A 19,806-nucleotide genomic window follows, 5' to 3' on the forward strand; every position below is an offset into this window, starting at 1 on the left:
CGGTGCGGCCGACCTCAAGCAACCTGTGCCACGGGCGCAGCATGGTCCATCTTCCAGTAACAGCGCCTGGCGTTCTCCGTAGTGATCCGTGCGATCTCGTCGAAGGATATGCCCTTGATCTCGGCGAGAACCTTCGCGGTTTCAACGACATAGGACGGTTCGTTGCGCTTGCCGCGATACGGTGTCGGGGCAAGGTAGGGCGCGTCGGTCTCGACCAGCAGATGCTCCATCGGGATATCGCGGGCGATCGCGCGTAGCGCCTCGGAGGTCTTGAAGGTCAGGATGCCTGAGAAGGAGATGTAGCAGCCGAGCTCGACACCGGTACAGGCGAGCATTTCGCCGGCGGTGAAGCAGTGCAGGATGGCAGGGAAGGCGCCCTTCCCCATTTCTTCCCGCAGGATCGACGCCATGTCCTCATCGGCCTCGCGCGAATGGATCACCAGCGGTAGCTGCGTCTCACGCGCCGCGGCGATGTGCGTGCGCAGGCCTTGGGTCTGCGCCGCGCGCGGGCTCTTGTCATAGTGATAGTCGAGCCCGGCTTCGCCGATGGCGACGCAGCGCGGATGGCGCGACAGCTCGACCAGTCGCTCGGCGGTGACGTCGAGTTCCTCATGGGCGCCATGCGGATGCGTGCCGACCGTGCACCAGACCGACGGAAAATGCTCGGCCAGCGCCGCATAGGTCGCAAAGCGTGCGACGCGGGTCGAGATCGTCACCATCCGGCCGACACCAGCCGCTTCGGCGCGGCCGACATAAGCCCCGATATCCTCGGCAAAATCCGGGAAATCGAGATGGCAATGCGTGTCGATCAGCATCAGGCGGCCTGCCCGTCTTCCGGCTCGACATAGCGCGGGAAGACCGCGCTCGGCGCCGGCAGGGCCGTGCCCGAGGTCAGGCGTCCAGCCTCGCCGAGCGCCGCGAAATTGCGCGCTTCGGCGGGAACCGTCAGCAGGTCGAGCAGCTTCGCCATGGCCTGCGGCATCACCGGCTGGACCAGGATCGCGATCTGCCGGATCGTCTCGATCGTGACGTAGAGCACCGTGTCGCGCCGGGCCGGATCGCTCTTGGAGAGCTTCCACGGCTCGTTGTTGGCGAAATAGCGGTTGGCCTCGGCGACCACGGCCCAGATGTCGGCGAGCACGACGTGCAGGGCAAAGTCCTGCATCGCTGCGCGCGTCTTCGCCAGCAGCCCGTCGGCCTGCGCCAGCATGGCAAGATCGCCTTCCGTCAGCACGCCGGCCGGCGGCACCCTGCCCTCGCAATTCTTGGCGATCATCGACAGCGAGCGTTGCGCCAGATTACCGAGATCATTGGCGAGGTCGGCATTGATGCGCCCGACGATCGCGTCATGGCTGTAGTTACCATCCTGGCCGAACGAGACCTCGCGCAGGAAAAAATAGCGCAGCTGGTCGACGCCGTAGGCGTCGGCGAGCGCGAACGGATCGACGACGTTGCCGACCGATTTCGACATCTTGGCACCCTTGTTCAGCAGGAAGCCGTGGCCGAAGACACGCTTCGGCAGCGGCAACCCTGCCGACATCAGGAAAGCAGGCCAATAGACCGTGTGGAAGCGCACGATGTCCTTGCCGATGATGTGGACATCGGCCGGCCAGTAGTGCCAGCGCGGATTGCTTTCATCTGGGAAGCCGCAGCCGGTGACGTAGTTGTTGAGCGCGTCGACCCAGACATACATCACATGCTTCGGATCGCCCGGGACCGGCAGCCCCCAGTCAAAGGTGGTGCGGCTGATCGAAAGGTCCTCGAGCCCGCCCTGGACGAAGGAGACGATCTCGTTGCGGCGCGTCTCCGGCGAGACGAAGTCCGGCACGTCGCGATAGAGCGCGAGCAGCTTGTCCTGATAGGCCTTGAGGCGGAAGAAATAGCTTTCCTCTTCGACCCATTCGACCGGCGTGCCCTGCCCGCCGAGGCGCGTGCCATCGGGCTGGAGGGTGGTCTCTTCCTCGCCATAGAAAGCCTCGTCCCGGACCGAATACCAGCCGGAGTATTTGGCGAGATAGATGTCGCCATTCGCCTCCATCCGGCGCCAGAGTTCCTGCGTCGAGGGCAGGTGGTCGGCGTCGGTGGTGCGGATGAAACGGTCGAAGGAACAACCAAGCCGCTGCTCCATCTCTTCGAAGCGCACGGCGATTCCGTCGACGAAGTCCTTCGGCGAGAGCCCGTTCTGCGCAGCGGTGCGCTGCACCTTCTGGCCGTGCTCGTCGGTCCCGGTCATGGCGAAGACGTCGTAGCCGTCGAGGCGCTTGAATCGGGCGATCGCGTCCGCTGCCACCATCTCGTAGGCGTGGCCGATATGCGGCGGGCCGTTGGTGTAGTGGATCGCGGTCGTCAGATAGAACTTCGGGGCCGAGGCCATGGGCTGTCCGGTCGTCTCAACGGGTTTCAGGCCGCGCGCGAACGGGAAACCGCCTCCGACAGATCGTGAAACAGCGACATGACGAGGGGGCGGCGATCGAGATTGTAGGTTTCGACCTCGTTCGCGGCGCGTGCAAGTCTCTCCCACACCTCCGCAAGGGGCGCAAGCCGGGCCGGGCCGGCGGCGGCATGCGCGTGAAGATGGGCGCCGAGCCAGCCCTGCACGGTCTCGATCATGACGGCGAAATCGGCCTCGCCCGCCCTGCCCGCGACATCCTCGCCAAGCGCCAGCAGCGCCGTAAGATCGATCGACGGCAATGCGTCGAGCCGCGCCCTCACCGCCTCGACCAGCGCCAGCGTCTCGGGATCGACATAGGTCAACGCCCGCTTGACCGAGCCCTCGGACAGAGAGGCAGCGCGGCCAAGGGCCGAAGCGTCATAGGGCAGGCGCATGCGCTCCAGCGCGATCGCACCGGCCTGCGCGATATCGCCCTCGCCGAGCAGCTCGAAGGCAAGCAACCGGCAGCGCGAGCGAATCGTCGGCAGCACGCGGCCCGGCGCATGCGCGACAATCAGGAAGAGGCAGCGCGGCGGCGGCTCCTCGAGCAGCTTCAGCAGGGCATTGGCGCCAGGCCGGTCGAGGTCCTCGGCGGAATCGACGATGGCGACGCGCCAGCCGCCCTCGCCCGCGCTGGAGCCGAAGCGATCGATGATCCGGCGCACCAGGTCGACCGGGATGTTGCTGGTGAAGCTCTTGCCGTCAGGCTTGGCGATGCGGCGCAGGAGGTGCAGGTCCGGATGCGACTGCGCTGCGATCTTACGGGTGGCGCTGTCCGTTTCCGGCATGGCGAGGTCACGGGCAGCATCCGCGCGACGCACGGGATCGCCTTCGCCGAGCATGAAGCGGGCGGCGCGATAGGCGAAGCTCGCCTTGCCGATGCCTTCCGGGCCGCCGAGCAGCCAGGCATGGTGCATGCGGCCAGAGCGCAGCGCCATCAGGAAGGCCTCTTCCTGGCTATGGCGGCCGATAAGTGCCAGCGTCTCCCGCGGATGCGGCGCGTTCGGCAGGCGGTCGGGGTCGTTGCTCGATTCGATCATGCCGGCGCAATCTGCGGCAAGGGCAACCGACTGGAAAGCGCCGCCCAGGCCTTCTCCGCCAGGATTTCCGGCGTGAGGCTGGCATCGAGCACGACGCAGCGCTGCGGTTCCGCCGCGGCGATGTCGAGAAAGCCCTGGCGCAGACGCCGGTGGAACGCGATCGTTTCGCTCTCGAAACGGTCAGTCGCCTCGCCCGGCTGCCGGCGCCGGGCAGCACGCGCCAGGCCGGTCTCGGGCGCAAGGTCGAGGATGAAGGTCAGCTCCGGCATCAGCCCGGCGATCGCGGCCGCCTCCAGCGCTGAAAGTTTGTCCCTGGCGATCTCGCCGAGCGTGCCCTGATAGACACGGGTCGAATCGATGAAGCGGTCGCAGATCACCCAGGCGCCGCGCGCCAAGGCCGGCCTGATGCGGCTGTCGACATGGTCGATGCGTGCGGCCTGGAACATCAGCGCCTCGGCGAAGGCGCCGTAGGGCTTGATCCTGCCGGCGAGCAAGGCTTCGCGGATGCGCTCGGCCTTGGGCGAGCCGCCGGGCTCGCGCGTCAGCTCGACGGTGAGGCCCAGCGCCTCGAGCCGCGCTGCGAGCGCCTTGGCCAGGGTCGACTTGCCGGCCCCCTCCCCGCCTTCGAGTGTGATGAAATGCCCCGCAGGCCGCGCTTTCGCCCTTGTCCTGGTCTTGGCCACGCTCAGCTCCGCTTGAAGGCCTTGCGGACCCAGCCGGTCGCAGCCTCCATCAGCGCATCCAGCGCCCGCCGCTGCAGGCTGCCGACCGCAACCGTCTCGGAGGCGTAGAGCGGGAGCTCGAGCGTCTTGATCTCGCCGCGCGTGACCAGCAGGCGTGCGACCTCCGCGCCTTCTGCCACTGGTGCCTGCAGCGGACCGCGATAGATGATGCGGGCTGCGAGGCGCTCGCTGCTGCCGCGCGGCACCAGCAAATTGACCGGCCCCTTGGCCCTGAGAGCGACGCGGCCCTTCTCGCCACCGAAGACGCTGGCCTCGCCGACTGTCTCGCCCTCGGCGAAGACCTGCTTCTGCTCGAAGGAACGGAAGCCCCATTCGAGCAGCTTGCGGGCCTCGCTGGCGCGGTCGCGTGCATTCTTAAGCCCATTGACGACGACGATCAGCCGCTGGCCCTTCTGCACGGCTGAACCGACGAGGCCATAGCCGGTCTCGTCGATATTGCCGGTCTTGAGGCCGTCGGCGCCGATATCCATGGCGAGCAGCGGGTTGCGATTGCTCTGCTTGATCTTGTTCCAGGTGAAGTCGCGCTGGCCGAAGATCCTGTAGAGCTCCGGATAGGTCTTGATGATGTGGTCGGACAGGATGGCCAGCTCGCGCGCCGTCACCTTCTGCTGCGGATCGGCCATACCGGTTGCGTTACGGAATTGCGACTTCGTCAGGCCGAGGGCATGGACGCGCTCGGTCATCACCCTGGCGAAGCTGGCCTCGTCGCCGGCCACGGCCTCGGCCAGCGCTATCGCAGCGTCATTGCCGGATTGAACAATAAGTCCCTGCAGGAGGTCGCCGAGCTTCACGCGGCTGTGGACGATGGCGAACATGGTCGAGCCGCCGGAAACGCCGCCGCCCTTGCGCCAGGCATTTTCCGAGATGGTGATCTCGGTCTCCAGCGTCATCTTGCCGGCGGCGATTTCCTGGAAGGCAACCAGTACGGTGGCGAGCTTAGCCATGCTCGCCGGCACCATCAGCTCGTCGGCAGCCTTCTCGTAGAGGACGGCGCCGCTGCCGGAATCGAGCAGGAGCGCGTAGGGCGAAGCCGACTGGAACGCCTGTGCGCGGGCGAGGCCCGGCGCGAGCACGAGTAACATGGCGAGCAGAGCGAGAGTTCCGCGCAGCACCTGCGGAAAAGAGCCATGCACCATCGCTGATCGACCTCGCGTCATATCGAGATCAGATGATGCGCCGGTCCGGGCGGTCAAGCCCGGGGCTGACTCAATTCCGCGCCAGCGGCTGCAGCGTCTGCGCCTTCATGCTGGTGAAGCTGGCGCGTGGCACCGGCATCGGCGCAGTCACGGTCGCTGGACGCAGCACTGGGACCGGCTTGCCGGCATTGGCGATGGTGTCGAGATCGAAGGGCCTGGACGGCGGCAGGCGAACTCCGCGGACCGGCACGCCCTCCGTAGATGATGTCGTCGCGACGCTGGCGGCGATCGGGCTCTGCAGCGCGATCGTGCGCGGCTGCTCTGGGGCGTAGGCTTGCACGACTGGCTGAGCCTGGGCCGGAGCCGGCTCCACCCGGGCGGGCGCAGGTGCCGGCCTTGCGGCCTCATCATCGAGGTCGGGACCGGCCGAGCGGCCGAGATCGACCCGCTGCGCGGCGCTCGCGATCATCGTGCGGCTGCTCTGGCCCGGGATCGAGGCCGGCGAGCCATCGGTGCGCAGCGAGGCGAGCAGCATCTGGTCGTCAGAGCCGGCGAGCGAGGCCTGGCCGAGATATTCGATCTTGACGCGCGCTGTACCAAGATGACGGAAGGCGAGCGCATCGGCGGTCTTCTGCGAGACGTCCATGACGCGGCCGCCATGGAACGGGCCGCGATCGTTGACGCGCACGATGATCGAGCGGCTGTTGGTGACGTTGGTGACGCGGGCATAGGCCGGCAGCGGCATGGTCGGATGCGCGGCGCTGATGCTCATTCGATCATAGACTTCGCCATTGGCGGTGCGACGGCCATGGAAAGCCTCGCCATACCAGGAGGCGGTGCCGACTGCGGTGAAGCCGACCGGCTTCTCATAGGGCGTATAGCGCTTGCCGGCGACGGTATAGCTGCGGCCGATCAGCTCGCGGCCGCCACCCTTCGGCACCGGCTGCCCCTCCTCCACCACGCGTGCGCTGGCGGGGCCATATTTCGAGGACGGGAAGGCGCCGATCTCTTTCGACTTGCCGCGGCGGGCGACCTGGTCATTGGCGCAGTTCGCCAAGAAGAGACCGGCCAGCACGACGCAGCCGAGACGAGTCGCCGTGGAGAAGGAAGAAGAATCGCGCGGGGCGTCGTCGCAATTGGCTGCAGGGGTGATCACCGCCGGTGCCGAAGTGCTCGCGCCTCGCATCATGCCGCATTCCCGTTCGTCGCGCCGAAAATGCTGCGCCGCCCAAGCCACCACCGTGGCAAGGTCGCAGTTTTCGACCAGTTCTATTAAGGGATCGTTAAGCGGCGGAAGCGCGTACGCGCCACCGTCAACGGAAGCCCAGCCCGGCCTTTGGGCGGGCATAAAGGTGTCGGAAATGCGGCAACTGTCAATCCGCCACCTTCCCGGCGCCATTTTTCAGGGGAGCGTGACAAGCGCGCAACGCCCGAGCTCGCTTGTCAGCACGGCCTGAAGCTAAAGAAATCGAGGTGGAACAAGTTATTGAAAATATGTACCTTTTTGTAAATTTCAGCGCAGATCGCCGTATTCAAACCAGCTGCGGCTTGCAAAAATCCATCGGGAGCGGCAATGACAGGCCATCGGAAGGGTGGCCGAGTGGTTTAAGGCAGCGGTCTTGAAAACCGCCGTGGGTGCAAGCCCACCGTGGGTTCGAATCCCACCCCTTCCGCCAGAAATTCTATCGCTTAATTTCAACAATATTATCAATCGCTTGCATTAATACGAATGCAAGATGGACCCAGAAAGCCCCCAAAGGTAGTCCCAGGAATTGGACCCATGTTTAGGGGGCGGAGGAGACGACATGGTTATTCACGACGACGCAGATATGGCCGAGGTGGTTCGCGAGTCGGTCGCGGCTTTGAAGGAAAGTGCTCGTCACGTTGGCAAAGCGGATAGGCACATTTCGGACGCCCAGATTGCTGAAATCGAGGCCGCTATGGATACCCTCAAGAGGACGCTTGAGCTGAAGAAACGCGTCAACGAGACCGGACGAAGCCTGTAGCGTTTACCGACTACCGCTCAGCCCCAAAAAAACAGGGGGAGGCTCCAGTTTCCTGAAGTCTCCCCCTGCGGGTAATTAGAACGCCCTCTCAGGCGCCTCGCGACGTGGTCGCCTGTCGAACTCGGGCAAGTCCCGCACGAAGGTGTTCATCAGGTGGACGAACGGGACCCAGTTGCCCCAAGGGAAGGCCTTGGCGACGTTTCTGACGTCCTGCTGCGAGAGCTGGTTGTCGCCGGATAGGACGTTCCCGACCATGCCCCCGACGCCCTTCTGGAGGTCATCGACGAGCCCGAAGGTGGGATTGCCGGTGATGAGATGGGACGGCTGCGAGGTCATCCGATAGCCGAAGACAGGGTCGACGCCGGCAGCACTGAGCGCCGTGTCTGCCAAGGACGGCATGAACGATGACCAGCTCGCGCGCTGAAAGCCGCCCGCAAGCAGCCCCTCCCACGACAGCGCCTTGTCCAGCCTCTCCTCCCGGCGTGGGTCCGTGGCGAAGCGATAGTGGCTGTAGGCGATGTGCGTCAGGACGCCACCGACGCCGGTCAGGAGGAACGTGGTCGCGGTCTCCCAGTCCCTCATGTGGATGTTGTGGATCAGGTGCCGAGACCACGCCCCCATCACGAAGGACCGGAACTGAAGGATGGTCTTGCCCAACGCATCCCCGACCATTCGATGCATAGCGCCGGGGTCGTTCTGCAGGATGGCGTACTTGGCCCAGCGGGTCGCCCCCATCTGGAACGCCGCAGCGGCCTCTTGATCGGGCCACTTCTCGATGTTCATCCGGGGCAACTTCCGGCCCGCGACGTCGCCGTCGATGAAGGTCCGGTTCTCGCGGATCGACTTGAAGATCCGATTGCCCATCTCCTTGTCGATGCCCATGGCCGTCAGGCGGTCCCAGTTCACCGCGTCACCGTCCGCCATGTGGGCGAACTTGGCGTAGACGCCGCGCGCCGCGAAGCGCTGGAGCCCGGTGTTGATCGGGGCCATCAGCGACATGGCCGTGGTGGCCCGCTTCAGCTTCGCCATGGTGGCGTCGTAGCGGTCCCCGAGGGTATCCCCGAACCTGCCGTCGATGTGCCCCCCACCGGCCTCGATCTTCGAGTGCAGGCTGCCCCGCACCCAGTCAGTGCCGAAGTTGGTGAGGTACTCGATGTCCCGCGCAATCTCGTCATCGAGCTGCCCGGTGCGGGCGTCTCGGAGGATGTGGCGGAACGCCGGGACGGCCGAGAGGGTCGCCTTCAGGCCGACCGAGGAGGCGGCGTGGAAGAACTCGTTGACCTGGGCGAAGCCGACGTTCCCCATCACGCGGATGAAGTTGTAGTCGCGCAGCCGGCGCAGGGTCTGGCCCCACTTCGTCTGGTCGGCTTCCGAGCTGAGCCCGAGCACCTGCTTGCGCAGATAGTCGAGGTTCTGCCGGTCGAGTTCGAGGCCCTTCTCGCGGGCGTTGTTGTCCACCTTGCCGGCCTGGAACTGCTCGTCCCAGGTCTGCGCGAGGCGCTGCATCATCTTCTCCCAGTCGGCGTCCTTGGACAGACCGGTGATCAGCATCTCGGGCTCGTTGCTGGGCGGCTTCCACTCGCCGCTGATCTCGAAGACGGGCTCGCCGTTCTTCGTCTCGTTGACCTTCACGCCCTTCACGGTGCGCTTCCGGCCGTCCGGTGAGTGGACCTTCCAGTCCCCCTTCAGGGACTTCAGGGCAGCCGCCAGGGCGTCATCGACCTTCGGGCCGGAGACCAGCTTCACGCCGCGCTCGGCGGCATAGTCGGCTGCGACCTCCAGCAGGTTGCGGATGGCTTCGGGGTCCTGGGTCTTGAGAGCCAGGCCGTCGATCCGCAGGTTGCCCATGTCGAGCTTCAGGTTCACCTCGCCGGCAGCCGTGAGGATGTCGGGCTGGGAGACGCTCTCCCTGATCTCGACGTCGGCCCGCTTGATCGGACGGACGTGCATGTCGGTGAAGAGCGGGTTCTTGACCCTGACCTGATGCAGGCCGAGCAGGCCGGACATCTGACGTGAGTACCCCTCGAAGACCGACAGGGCGTCGTTCTCGAAGAGGTCCATCAGCCGGAACTCCAACGTCTGGCCGTACCTCGGGTCCGACTTGTCGGTGACCACGAGATCGTCCTTGAACGTCTCGTCATACAAGGCTCGAGATTTGCCTCGGGGGGACGCGCCGGCCTTCGGGTCTTGCTTGCCCTTCAGGAGGCCGAGGACGTTCTCGATCTCCTCCGGCTTCATGGTCCCGAACTCCTCCATCATCTCGCGGAGGGCGTCCTGATCCTGGCCGGAGACCGCACGGTCCCCCTTCATGTCCACGTCAGCGGCCAGCTCGCGCAGGCGCTTCACGTAGCCATCGGCCCACTTGCGGGCGACCGCATCGTCCACGCCGGGGTGCATGGCCTTGAAGCCCTTGGCGTAGGCGGCCTTGATCGCGGCATCGCCGAACAGCTTGGTCTTCTCGGCGATGCGCTGGTTGGAGCGCTGGCGCATGAGGTAGTTGGTGCTGTCCATCGTGCCCTCGAAGCCGGGCAGCGGTTCGAGCTGCGAGCCTGAGAGCTTGCCGGGGTTCTGCGCCAGATCGGCGTACTGCTGGTGCAGCTTGCGGATCGTGGCGGCCATCTGCTTGGCCTGCGGCGAGAACTCGGCCTCGCGCGTCGGGTCCGTGTTGCGGATGACGGCGGCAATCTCCTCGCGGAGGGTGCGCTCGGCCTCCGCCTTGTCAGCCCAGCCGATGTCCCGCTCCTTGAGGTAGGACTTGAACGCCGGCTGCCAGTCGCGAGCCAGCTCGCTCATTGCGCTGTCGTGGACCCGCTGCTGATATTCGGTGGCGGCGAAGTCGTTCTTGATCGACTTGTCCTTGTTGCCCACCGCGTCGAGCCCGAGCTTGCCACCTACGGCCCGCGCAACGGGGCTCTCGGAGGACTTGAGCTGGCCGACGCTGTCGAATCGCATGGAGCCCAAAGCGGTCTCGGGAGCGTCCGCCTTCATCCACGCCTCGACCTCCTGATGCAGGACGTCAGGGCGGGAGAAGCGCGCCGCGCCGACCGAGCCGGAGCCCAGTGCGGTGCCGGCGTTCAGCAGCTCGCCTTCCTCCTGCAGGCTGCGCCCGACGCGCCGCAAGGCGTCAGCCTCGGCCTGCGTGTGGGGGTTCCTGCGGAGGGCACCGAATGCGCCACCGAGGACCATGCCGGAACCGGCTGCCCACAGGAGGTCGCTGGTCTCGGCCGTCTCCTTGGACACGAACCGGGGGATTTCGAGGGCAACGTTGCCGGCCGCTGCGGTTGCGCCACTGGCAGCGATGCGGGCCATGCGCCCGAGCTTGGCCACGCCGGCAGCCTCCGGGATGAGGATGGACGCGCCGAGCCCGACAGGCTCCAGCATCTCGCCCAGGAGAGCGCCTGCGGTGCCCTTCCAGCCGGACGCGGCGATGCGCTCCTGCATGGCGAGCTGGCTGTCGATGCGGCCCCTGATGGTGCGCGCATGGGCCTCTGAGGTGGCATCCTCGAAGGCGTCCCAATACTGCTGGGGCACACCCTTGGTGACCTCGCCGAGGAGGTCTTGCCTCTTCGACCACTTGAAGTCGGGGTCGGGCTGGTGATCCTCCATGCCGCGCAGCGCCCAGGTGATGGGGCTGGCGTCCTTGGCGCTCTCATACGCCGAGCCCCAGAAGCCGAGACCCTCGGTCTTGTTAGCGGCGTCACGGCGCTCGATGTCGGTGACCGGGCTCTGCGGCCTGATGGCCTCATCCGTCACCCGGCCCGGCTCGACAGTGGAGCGGACGCTGGGGAGGTCGGCGGCCTTGGAGCCGGAGAATTTGTTGAAGACCTCGACCGCTGTCTTCCTCCGGCCTTCCCAGTTGTGGCCGCCAGCGGGGTTCGCTGCGGACCAGCCTCGGGGGCGCTCGAAGGAGATGAAGGCCAGGGCCGCCTCGTCGGGCGACTGCGACTTCATCAGGCGGTTGTAGACCGGGCGCTCGACCGTCTGCAGCTCGTGGTGCAGGAAGTCGAGCTGCGTCTTGAGGCTGTGGACGTCCTCGCCGCGCTCGCGGGCGAAGTTCATCAGGTTGGTCTTGCGGCCCTTACCCGGCGTCGGGTCACGCCAGCCGGCGATGCCGAGGCCAGTGCCGCTGTCGTGGATGGCGCGGGTGTTGAGGTTGTCGCCGCTCTCGTTCTGGAGGTTGCCCAGGATGCCGGAGACGGCAGCGTCGGAGTAGCCGAGGCCTTTGAGGTAGCCGTAGGCGTTGAATGAGGCGTCGCTCATGGGGATGTCCTTGAAAAGCGAAAGCCCCGCCCGGAGGTGATCCGAACGGGGCCGTGATGGGTCTAAGGGCGAAGACACCCGCTACAGGCGAGGTGTCCGCTGGGACTGCTGCGGCTTACGCAGTCCAGCTACGATCAACCGCAGAGCGTCTGATCATCTCGGCACGAACCAATCGCGCCCGAGGTGCTTGAGAAATCGCCGTTAGAGCGAGCGCATGGTCAGGGTTGAGCCAGAAGCCCACGGCATCGCCGGAGCAGTCGATCTGCGTAGGCATTTCGAGAAGCTCGCCATAGCTCTCCAGCTCCTCGCGATGCTTGACGATGGTTTTCCGAATGTTCGTCGGGCACGACAAGCCCAGCCACTTTGCCAAGGAGACGTCTTCGCAAAGGTCCAGCTCATTGAATTCAAGGGTCGTGATCATCTGTTACCTTTCGGCGCTAAGCGCATGGTTGAAAGCACGAAAAGCCCCGCCCGGCGGAAACCGAACGGGGCCGTGATGGGAATGCGTTGGGGTTGATCCCAGCCGGAGAGAGCTGATGCGGCGGGACTAGGCTTGGGTGCGCTCCACGGCGAGCCCCACGGGGCCGTCAGTCTGCCACCCGAACATGGGCGTCCAGACGACTTGAGCGAGCCCCTTGAAGCCGGCGATGAGGCCGCCAGCGTCGTAAGCGATGAAGAGGCGGCCGATTTTGAGGGTGAAGTCCATGGCGATGGTGGTCCTAGGCGGGGCTCAAGCGGGCGGCGGATGCCGTCTGCGGAGCTTGGAGTAGCTGCGGCCGAATACGGTGCCAATGCGGCCAAACGACTCCTTTCCTCGACACAGAAATCTCCGTAACATGTTGAAATAGCTACCCTATAGTGGGTCGATCACACTGCTGGGAAAGTCCGCGTCAGCCGCCCTGTGCCGGACGCTCAGCGCTTGCGCCGTCTCCGGCTGCGCCCCCGACCGAGCGAGGCGAACGCGCCGGAGCGTGCTTCCTGCTCCTCGGCGACGATGGCCGCTAGGCGGGTCTTCTGTCGCTGGTCCACTGTTTCCAGCTCTGCCGCTGCTGCGGCGTCTACCGGAACCAGTCGCGCGTCAGCCGCCATGGCGAAGATCTCGGCTATGGACACTGCGAGGCTGTCGGCTCGTTTCGTGCCGGCCTTCGCTATGATGAACGCGGCCTGCGCTCTCGTCAGGCGGTACTCGGTAATGGCGCGCTGGGCACCACTGCCGATGACGACCATCGCTTCAGCCTGATGCAATGGTCCCATGGCCTCCAGCATCGGGAGGTTCCGCTTGATGAGTACGCGAATGTTGGTGGCGCGTTCGTAGCCAAGCGCCTTCGCGAGGTTGAGGTCTTGGACGGTGGACTCGCTGAAGGCGAGCGGATGGGCAGCCGGAGCGGCTGTTATGGGGATCATGTCGATGTCCTTGGGTTGGGTCGGCAGTCAGGCCGCGTGGAACACCGTTTCCGGCGCAACGGCCCCGGCTACGATCATTTTCGGGGGTGTTGATCTGTTGGGTAATATACTGGGATCACCCATCGCCTCGGCGGATTGAGACGACCAATCGGGAAAATCGGCGCTTTCAGCGGTAATCGAAGACACGGCCTGCTTATCGGCAGGAAGCTCGCGCGCCCGCCACCTCTTGGCGAATGCCATCTGAGCGCCACGGCGCGCCGCATGGCGAGAGACCAATTGCGGAGAGACGTCCAGCGCAGCGGCGACGGTGTTGAGCTGAACGTCCCTGAAGTGGTCGAGCACGAAGCGGACCTCACCGGCAGTCCCGAGGTCGTCATTCCTGCGGGCCTTAAAGGTCATCAGCGCTTCCCTGATGCATGCGACGAGTCCCTCCTTGTCGCGTTCGGCTCGGTAGTCGGACAGGGTATCATCCCAGACGGTGGCTACGAGTTGTTGGCCGAGTGGGCTAAGGACGTCGAAGGCGTGTCCTGACTTGGGGAAGTCGTGGCGCCGGCCGATGCCTTGATCGACCATATGGCGGGGAAGGCGGTAGCGCTGGCCCTCCAGCGCCAGCACGCCAATATGGTTCAGGATGGCCCTGACCTCGCGCTTGCCGACGCAATAGTGGTGGCCCAGCTCGGTGACGGTAATCCAATCTCCAATGCTCTGGGTCTCAAGCTGGCCGGTATCCCGGTCCAGCACCTCTCGATGATATTCCATGCTGGTCCTCAGAGACGAGAACGCCCGCACGATGGCGGGGCGATGTGTGGTTGATGCGGTCGCACCCTCCATGGTTGTTTCCCGGAGTCTGGACGTGGGCAGGAGGCCGACGAAGGCACGGCAGGCGGGTGCATGCGCCCCGCCCACGGTGCGGCTCTGGGCGACTCGGAATGCGTTCTATGGGCGATGCCGCAACGGGCGGATTAGGTTGGTGGAACGCAGGTTCAGGCTGTCACCATCGCGGTACCGGACTGCACCTCGGTCAACGCCGAGAATGAGCCGCGCTATCATCACGTTACAGGCGGATGCCGGGTGGAGAGCGCGTACGTACCTGTTGCCTTTGCCGTTCGTGTCGAGAAACCACGAGGCCCTGCCAATGATGGCGATGACGTGCTCGTAGTCGGTGAGATAGAGGGCAGCTTCGGCGGACGCCTTGGCGAGCTTAACGCGCACGATGGGGCGGCCGCAGTTGTCCTCTGCGAGTTCAATGGGGTTCATGAGGTTCGAAGTCGCGGGCCAGCAGCGATGTGGAGAGCGGCGCCGGGTGGGGTGCAAGAAGGCGCAACTCCACATGCGCCAGACGATGGATACACCAGCTCGCTGAGGAGCGTTCATGTATCCTGAGGTGGGGGGTAATCGACAGCCCATAGGTGGGTGATAATCGGCGTTGACGGCCGCGAGCCATGCCCAGCTGTTCCTACCTGCTCATGGTCGAGCACGCAGGTTTCCTAGTGTGAGGGGCAATCACCTCACTGCCGCTCCGGCTTCGGCGACCCGTCATCAGGCGCCGCGACTACAAGCTGTGGGGACGATGGATGTGACCCGGCCACATCGGAGAGCCTTCTTTTTCCTAGAGTGGGGGGTAATCCCGCGACCGCCTCACAGGACCGAAATCAGGCCCCTCACGGTCGCCTGTCCTCGCGCCGTCAGCGTCAGGATATTGGTGCGCCGGTCCTCGAAATCCTCGCGCGAGTTGATCAGTCCCAGCCCACCACGGTCGGACAGCCGGTCCACGATGCGACCCGCTGTAGACTGCGTCAGCGGCACGTACTGCGGCAGCTCCCGCTGGTAGATGCTAGGCTTGCTGGCAACCCGCAGGAGGACCAGCGCGACGTTGATCTGCATCCCCTCCTCTATCTCAGTCAGGGTTTCGAGGAACTGGATTGCTCGATACAGCGCGGGCGTGGGCAAGGCGGAATGTCCTGTCGGCGGGATGGGTGAACCCAGTTGTGGGAAAAACCCTACTCCGCCGTCCAATGACAAAAATGACTCGATCAGGCGCGACCGAGTCACGGCGTTGATGTATCGCTACCCGATAGCTGCAATGGCGCTGAGGTGCGGTCGTGACGTTGGACGAAATCGTTGCACGCTACGAGGAAGATCCCCGTTGTTCCTGCGAAGACGAAACAACCCGGTTCGCCACCTTACCGAGTCTGCCGACTGCAATTGGCGAGGCCGCGCTCTGCGTGGACGGTCGCGGCAAGCGGCATCCGCATCAGCGGCGCCTTAGGGCCGCCGTATTGGCCGAGGGTAAGCGCAGGCTGCTGGCCGCAGAGCATCCGCTGGCAGATGCTCCTACGTTCGAGGCGTTGCACGCGCTCGTGGCAGCTGCGCTTCGCCCGATTAATGGGATAGGAGATCTTACGATCTATGATGTCGCCACCCGCATCGGGGCCTTTCTCAAGCTAGCGCCCGACGCGGTGTATTTGCATGCAGGCGCGGCCGAGGGAGCTAAGGCTCTCGGTATCCGCACCGCCGGAGGAAGGCCGGTGCCACTTGACCGCTTTCCTGCAGCTCTCAGACGTCTCGGAGCTTACCACCTCGAAAATCTGCTCTGCACATTCAAGCGCGAGTTGAAGCGGGCCGCCGCCTGACGACAAGACCGCCCCGCTTACGGCGACGCTTCGGAGGCCCCTCCGCCGGCTTTCAGGATGCGGTGAACGCTGCCCTTGCCGATGCCCAACCGCTTGGCAATGTCGCCCATGCTGGCGCCCTTCGCGGCCAGTTCGCGGACCTCGTCAGCTCTCGCCCTGGCGGTCGGTGCCCTGCCCTTGTATCGCCCCTCCGCCCTCGCCTTCGCGATGCCCTCGCGCTGCCGCTCCAGCATCATGTCGCGCTCGAATTCTGCGACGCTGCCCAATACGTTCAGCATCAGCTTGCCGGTCGGAGTCGTCGTATCAATGCCCATGGCGACGATGCGCAGCGCAACACTCTTCGCCTGCAATCGCCCGACGATCTCCCAGAGGTGCGAGACCGAGCGGGCCAAGCGGTCGAGCTTCGTGACCACCAGCGTGTCGCCCTCGCGGGCGTAGGCAATGAGGTCGTCCAGCTTCGGGCGCATCCCCACGGCGCTGGTCTGCTCGGCCACGACCTTCTCACAGCCCAGTGCCTCAAGGTCGCGAACCTGAGCCGCCAAGCCGGCCTCCTGTTCAAGGGTCGAGGTGCGCGCGTAGCCGATCAACATAGCGGGTCTCCGTTCCAAAAGGTCTCAGAGGAATGAGTCCGCTCGTTCCAAAAATCAACACCCTACTCCTGTGGTACGAATTGGGTGCCGAATGGAACGTTCAGCATGGGCTTGCCCTGTGGAACAGTACCCTGCCATGTCCGGCGACATGGCCTGGCACGAGCGTCAGCTTGCGAGGCTGTTGGTCGGCAGGGCCACGCTCGTCGCTTGCATAGAGCGGATCGACGCCCCGCCTAGATCCCTTCGGAAGGACGGCACGGGGGGAAGTCGCGCGCTGCCCTTCGATCGAGGTCACTCAGATTTTTCCGGCAAAACCAAGCGACTGCTTGCGACCCTCGGCAATCTCCGCCGCAGGCGGCCGGCCGGCGTGACCGTTCCAAGGGAAGCTTCCAAAACAAAATGGCTTGACCCCGCGGCTACGACTCGCGGATCCTTGCGGCTGATCTTAACGACCGGTTGTCATGATCTCCTGGCCGCCTGTCGCGGCATCAAGAATGAAAAGCCAGGATGCCATACTTCACTGTCGCTCATCTCAAGCTGTCGCTGGAATACCTGGCGGCGAACGGACACCCGCAGCTCATCACGTTGCTGGCAGCATTCCGGGCTAAGCTTCCCATCGGCGACGAGGACGCGGACGCGCGCCCGTTCGGGGCTCGCGAAGAGAACCTCCTGCTCTCCGACTATTTCACGCCGGTCGGCGGCCCGGAGGACAGACCATTCTACGTGCCGTTTGCCTACGAACTCGGCACGTCCAACTCGCCTTGGCGGAACTTCCTGTATCCGAGCAAGAGCCTCCAGCGGATGCGCAAGGACCGCACGAACGCGCGCGTCGTCTTCCGGCAGAGCTCCGCCGACAACAAGCTCTGGTCCCTGAGGTCGACGCTGCTAACGGACCTTGCGGAACAGGGCAACAAGACGGTCGGAACCATGCCGTTGAGCTTGGCACCGCTCGCAGTCTGGATCTACAGGACGCGCGAGGTCGCCAGCGTGGCGGCCTCGGTCGCGCTGTTGATTGAGGAGTTCAACCTCGCGGCCTACGGTGTCGTCGGTAGCGTTTTCTCGCCTGGCGTCTCGCCCGAGCTTTCGGCCCTGCCGATGCAGACGCAGCAAATGGACCCGACCGAGGTCCAAGCGTGCCTCACCCCGCCGGTCTCGGCGGAGGTGGCGGTCGAAGAGGAACCTCCGACCGACGTCACCGACCCGCTGCCAGACGAGGCGCCCGGCAGGTGGGACCTGACGATTACGGACCTCGGCGATCTCGGCGGCTTGGTAGGTCTGGAGGCGGCAGCGCTCCAGGCCCTGGCGGCCCTTCGTGCCGGAATGCACGTGATCTTCACCGGCCCCCCGGGCACGGGCAAGACAAGCCTCGCTGTGCACCTTTGCCATCAGGCCGGCTTCCCGTCCTGGACGGCATCCGCGACCGACCAATGGACGACCTTCGACACCATCGGGGGGTACTTCCCCTCGGTCCATAAGGACCATCCTGGGGAGCGCCTGGACTTCCTATCCGGCCACGTTGTCGAGACCATCGAGCGCCGCCGCTGCCTGATCATCGACGAGATCAACCGGGCGGACATCGACAAGGCGTTCGGCGAGCTCTTCACGCTTCTGTCGGGGCAGAGCGTCACGCTGCCGTTTCGACGGCGCGACAGCGAGAACAATTTCCGTCGCATCCGGCTCACCCAGGGCCCGACGCTGCCGGACGACGATTTCGACGCCATCGAGGTGCCGACCTGGTGGCGCATTCTTGGCGCCATGAACGACGCGGACAAGCATAGCCTCAAGCAGCTCTCCTACGCGTTCATGCGCCGGTTCGCCTTCATCTCGATCCCGCTGCCGCCGCCTGCGATCTACGCGGAGCTCCTGCGGAAGGCGCAGCGCGGCAACGCTCCGGAGAGCTTCGTCGAGACGCTCGTCTCTCTCTTCTCAGACGAGGCGACGGCCTTCGGCCAAGTCGGGTTGCCATTCGGCCCGGCCATTCCTCTGACAATGATCAAGCACGCCGCGCAACGCGTCGCCATCGGCGAGGCCATCTCGGATCGCGCGCTGCTGCGCGAGACCTTGGAGGCCTACGTCGTGCCCCAGCTTCAGGGCCGGGCCGACCTGCATCAGGGCGTCGAGGGCCTTCTCACGACGCTGCTCGTCGAGGAGATGCCAGTCTTCATGCGCCGTCTCGGCGTCTGGACCGGCTTCATCCCGGCGCCGGAGAGGGATCAAGAATGACGAAGCGCGACAGGTGGGTGAACGAGCTCACATCGTCGCGCCATGTCCACCGGTTCCTAGCACGGATTGGAGCTTCGTCCGCCCCTCGTGTCGCGCCCGCCATTCCGGAGAACGAGCTTCGGGAATATCTCGCGAGCCTCAAGGGCGGGCCGGACGACGCTCGGATACTGCTGGAGGTCCTTGAGCTCCTCACGCAGGGCTACGACGTCTTCGCGGAAAGGACGCTCCCCAAGCTCCTGTCCGTGCTCGCCAGCCGCACTGAGCACCTCCAGGAGGTAGTAGGCCCCGCGCTCCGGGGGGTCGTGCGATGGGACCTCACGAAAGTGGGGCGCGCTAATCGCACGCTCCCATCCGCGAAGTACATCTCGAATATTCAGCAGCGTTCTTATGCCACGCCAGAGAACCAAGCGTTGTGCTGGCTCCTCCGGGACATCGAGCGAGCGGTGGTCCAAATCGGCAGGCGCCTCGGTACCCAGCGGTTGCATCCGAAACTTGGGGCTATCCGGGAGGCCTGCCAAGGCGCGCTCCGGAACGACGCTCTGTCGAGTGTCGAGGCGATCCGAGAAGTGTCGCCTCACATGATCCACGCGGCGCGCCATAGCCGGCACGCCGGCTATCGTGCCGCGGCGGACCTGGTGCGACGGCGTCAGCGCATGCACGAGAAGGGGAAGGTCTCGCAGTGGACCTTGGCCCTGGAGCTCCTGCGTACAAATTGGCTGGAGCCGGTCGACGACGACGACCTCTTCGAGCTCTTCGGCCTATCGACGACGCTGTCCGTCCTCGCGGAGGACGTCGGCTTGGGCGAGCCGATACATTACGGCCTGCTCGGATCGGCCCTGGAGCCGGCCGCGACGTTCGCGATACCGGACGCAGTCGTGAAGGTTTACTTCAACCGGACGCCGCAACGGCTGCTCGGTACTGGGCTCAGCCGCTACCTCGGCGTGATCGACACCTACGCCGGGATCGGCGGATACGACCGCCGGCCCGACATCCTGCTCCGCATCGAGCACGCCACCAAGGGAGCGCGGACCTTCATCGTCGAGGTCAAGAACGCCGGGACGGCCGCGTACATGCGCGAGAGCGTCTACAAGGTCTTCGGCTACATGTGGGATTACGAAGCGATCTTCGAAGGCCAGGCGGGACGCCGAGCAGCCATTTACGTGCCCGAAGGAATGATGACCTTCTCCGGAGTCGAAGAGACCGCGTCGGGCCTTGTAATAGTCACGGAAGGCGACCGCGCTCGTCTTTCCGCTGTGCTCCGGGAAGGCCTTGATCTGGGGACGACAGCCGGCGCCCCCAGCATTTCAAGTTGACACCGGACTCCGAAAATCGTCTGACGG

General features: G+C 65.1%; 18 protein-coding genes and 1 tRNA gene. 5 read left to right on the forward strand and 14 right to left on the reverse strand.

Annotated features, from left to right (window positions below; all coding sequences use genetic code 11):
• Nucleotides 1-14 precede the first annotated feature (14 nt).
• From BLM15_RS06055 to BLM15_RS32210, 6 genes are all read right to left on the reverse strand, one after another.
• Complete coding sequence (locus BLM15_RS06055; RefSeq protein ID WP_126111311.1) at nt 15-815, reverse strand: TatD family hydrolase; 801 nt, start codon at nt 813-815, stop codon at nt 15-17.
• Entirely contained in the window at nt 815-2,374 is a 1,560-nt protein-coding gene (gene metG / locus BLM15_RS06060; protein ID WP_126111313.1) for a methionine--tRNA ligase, read from the reverse strand. The genes BLM15_RS06055 and metG overlap by 1 nt, the downstream gene beginning before the upstream one ends.
• A 26-nt stretch (nt 2,375-2,400) precedes the next feature.
• Complete coding sequence (locus BLM15_RS06065; RefSeq protein WP_126111315.1) at nt 2,401-3,471, reverse strand: DNA polymerase III subunit delta'; 1,071 nt, start codon at nt 3,469-3,471, stop codon at nt 2,401-2,403.
• On the reverse strand, nt 3,468-4,154 hold the full coding sequence (gene tmk / locus BLM15_RS06070; RefSeq protein ID WP_126111317.1) for a dTMP kinase: 687 nt from the start codon (nt 4,152-4,154) through the stop codon (nt 3,468-3,470). The genes BLM15_RS06065 and tmk overlap by 4 nt, the downstream gene beginning before the upstream one ends.
• A gap of 2 nt (nt 4,155-4,156) precedes the next feature.
• Nucleotides 4,157-5,350, reverse strand: coding sequence for a D-alanyl-D-alanine carboxypeptidase family protein (locus BLM15_RS06075; RefSeq protein ID WP_126111319.1), 1,194 nt, complete (start codon nt 5,348-5,350; stop codon nt 4,157-4,159).
• A 70-nt stretch (nt 5,351-5,420) separates the two neighbouring features.
• Nucleotides 5,421-6,539, reverse strand: coding sequence for a septal ring lytic transglycosylase RlpA family protein (locus tag BLM15_RS32210; protein WP_269467525.1), 1,119 nt, complete (start codon nt 6,537-6,539; stop codon nt 5,421-5,423).
• A gap of 397 nt (nt 6,540-6,936) precedes the next feature.
• On the opposite strand from BLM15_RS32210, the gene BLM15_RS06085 reads away from it, so the two are divergent.
• Nucleotides 6,937-7,026, forward strand: a tRNA-Ser gene (locus BLM15_RS06085).
• A gap of 129 nt (nt 7,027-7,155) precedes the next feature.
• Entirely contained in the window at nt 7,156-7,356 is a 201-nt protein-coding gene (locus BLM15_RS06090) for a hypothetical protein (protein WP_126111321.1), read from the forward strand.
• Nucleotides 7,357-7,431: 75 nt separating this feature from the next.
• Here the strand turns inward: BLM15_RS06090 and BLM15_RS06095 are convergent, their stop codons facing one another.
• The 7 genes from BLM15_RS06095 to BLM15_RS06120 all read right to left on the reverse strand — a co-directional run bounded on the left by BLM15_RS06095 (nt 7,432) and on the right by BLM15_RS06120 (nt 14,970).
• Complete coding sequence (locus tag BLM15_RS06095; RefSeq protein ID WP_164547409.1) at nt 7,432-11,616, reverse strand: phage tail tip lysozyme; 4,185 nt, start codon at nt 11,614-11,616, stop codon at nt 7,432-7,434.
• Between the two features lie 115 nt (nt 11,617-11,731).
• On the reverse strand, nt 11,732-12,037 hold the full coding sequence (locus tag BLM15_RS06100) for a hypothetical protein (protein WP_126111324.1): 306 nt from the start codon (nt 12,035-12,037) through the stop codon (nt 11,732-11,734).
• 126 nt (nt 12,038-12,163) lie between these two features.
• A complete protein-coding gene (locus tag BLM15_RS31265; protein WP_164547410.1) occupies nt 12,164-12,322 on the reverse strand; it encodes a hypothetical protein in 159 nt (52 codons plus the stop codon).
• A gap of 206 nt (nt 12,323-12,528) precedes the next feature.
• Nucleotides 12,529-13,020, reverse strand: coding sequence for a hypothetical protein (locus BLM15_RS06105; RefSeq protein ID WP_126111326.1), 492 nt, complete (start codon nt 13,018-13,020; stop codon nt 12,529-12,531).
• Nucleotides 13,021-13,047: 27 nt separating this feature from the next.
• On the reverse strand, nt 13,048-13,851 hold the full coding sequence (locus tag BLM15_RS06110) for a hypothetical protein (RefSeq protein ID WP_126111328.1): 804 nt from the start codon (nt 13,849-13,851) through the stop codon (nt 13,048-13,050).
• Nucleotides 13,852-13,956: 105 nt separating this feature from the next.
• The gene (locus BLM15_RS06115; RefSeq protein WP_126111330.1) at nt 13,957-14,277 is read right to left on the reverse strand and encodes a hypothetical protein; all 321 of its coding nucleotides are present in this window, start codon (nt 14,275-14,277) and stop codon (nt 13,957-13,959) included.
• A gap of 381 nt (nt 14,278-14,658) precedes the next feature.
• Nucleotides 14,659-14,970, reverse strand: coding sequence for a MarR family winged helix-turn-helix transcriptional regulator (locus tag BLM15_RS06120; protein WP_126111332.1), 312 nt, complete (start codon nt 14,968-14,970; stop codon nt 14,659-14,661).
• A 152-nt stretch (nt 14,971-15,122) separates the two neighbouring features.
• Between BLM15_RS06120 and BLM15_RS06125 the strand changes: the two genes are divergently transcribed.
• The gene (locus tag BLM15_RS06125; RefSeq protein WP_126111334.1) at nt 15,123-15,653 is read left to right on the forward strand and encodes a hypothetical protein; all 531 of its coding nucleotides are present in this window, start codon (nt 15,123-15,125) and stop codon (nt 15,651-15,653) included.
• 17 nt (nt 15,654-15,670) lie between these two features.
• Here BLM15_RS06125 and BLM15_RS06130 read toward each other — a convergent pair whose 3' ends face one another.
• The gene (locus BLM15_RS06130; protein WP_126111336.1) at nt 15,671-16,243 is read right to left on the reverse strand and encodes a recombinase family protein; all 573 of its coding nucleotides are present in this window, start codon (nt 16,241-16,243) and stop codon (nt 15,671-15,673) included.
• Nucleotides 16,244-16,750: 507 nt separating this feature from the next.
• Between BLM15_RS06130 and BLM15_RS06135 the strand changes: the two genes are divergently transcribed.
• Together BLM15_RS06135 and BLM15_RS06140 are read left to right on the forward strand one after the other, a co-directional pair.
• A complete protein-coding gene (locus tag BLM15_RS06135) occupies nt 16,751-18,466 on the forward strand; it encodes an AAA family ATPase (protein ID WP_126111338.1) in 1,716 nt (571 codons plus the stop codon).
• Nucleotides 18,463-19,779, forward strand: a complete 1,317-nt coding sequence (locus BLM15_RS06140) for a hypothetical protein (RefSeq protein ID WP_126111340.1) — start codon at nt 18,463-18,465, stop codon at nt 19,777-19,779. Before BLM15_RS06135 ends, BLM15_RS06140 begins: the two co-directional genes overlap by 4 nt.
• Nucleotides 19,780-19,806: the final 27 nt, after the last annotated feature.

The sequence above is a fragment of the Bosea sp. Tri-49 genome, from assembly GCF_003952665.1.
GTDB lineage: Bacteria > Pseudomonadota > Alphaproteobacteria > Rhizobiales > Beijerinckiaceae > Allobosea.

Bases quoted from the DNA above. Each gene is read 5' to 3' on its own strand.
- BLM15_RS06135 (WP_126111338.1), top strand. From the start codon at position 16,751: ATGCCATACTTCACTGTCGCTCATCTCAAGCTGTCGCTGGAATACCTG.
- BLM15_RS06115 (WP_126111330.1), bottom strand. From the start codon at position 14,277: ATGAACCCCATTGAACTCGCAGAGGACAACTGCGGCCGCCCCATCGTG.
- BLM15_RS06110 (WP_126111328.1), bottom strand. From the start codon at position 13,851: ATGGAGGGTGCGACCGCATCAACCACACATCGCCCCGCCATCGTGCGG.
- BLM15_RS06065 (WP_126111315.1), bottom strand. From the start codon at position 3,471: ATGATCGAATCGAGCAACGACCCCGACCGCCTGCCGAACGCGCCGCAT.
- BLM15_RS31265 (WP_164547410.1), bottom strand. From the start codon at position 12,322: ATGGACTTCACCCTCAAAATCGGCCGCCTCTTCATCGCTTACGACGCT.
- BLM15_RS06055 (WP_126111311.1), bottom strand. From the start codon at position 815: ATGCTGATCGACACGCATTGCCATCTCGATTTCCCGGATTTTGCCGAG.
- BLM15_RS06130 (WP_126111336.1), bottom strand. From the start codon at position 16,243: ATGTTGATCGGCTACGCGCGCACCTCGACCCTTGAACAGGAGGCCGGC.
- BLM15_RS06105 (WP_126111326.1), bottom strand. From the start codon at position 13,020: ATGATCCCCATAACAGCCGCTCCGGCTGCCCATCCGCTCGCCTTCAGC.
- metG (WP_126111313.1), bottom strand. From the start codon at position 2,374: ATGGCCTCGGCCCCGAAGTTCTATCTGACGACCGCGATCCACTACACC.
- BLM15_RS06075 (WP_126111319.1), bottom strand. From the start codon at position 5,350: ATGGTGCATGGCTCTTTTCCGCAGGTGCTGCGCGGAACTCTCGCTCTG.
- BLM15_RS06100 (WP_126111324.1), bottom strand. From the start codon at position 12,037: ATGATCACGACCCTTGAATTCAATGAGCTGGACCTTTGCGAAGACGTC.
- BLM15_RS06090 (WP_126111321.1), top strand. From the start codon at position 7,156: ATGGTTATTCACGACGACGCAGATATGGCCGAGGTGGTTCGCGAGTCG.
- BLM15_RS32210 (WP_269467525.1), bottom strand. From the start codon at position 6,539: ATGATGCGAGGCGCGAGCACTTCGGCACCGGCGGTGATCACCCCTGCA.
- BLM15_RS06140 (WP_126111340.1), top strand. From the start codon at position 18,463: ATGACGAAGCGCGACAGGTGGGTGAACGAGCTCACATCGTCGCGCCAT.
- BLM15_RS06095 (WP_164547409.1), bottom strand. From the start codon at position 11,616: ATGAGCGACGCCTCATTCAACGCCTACGGCTACCTCAAAGGCCTCGGC.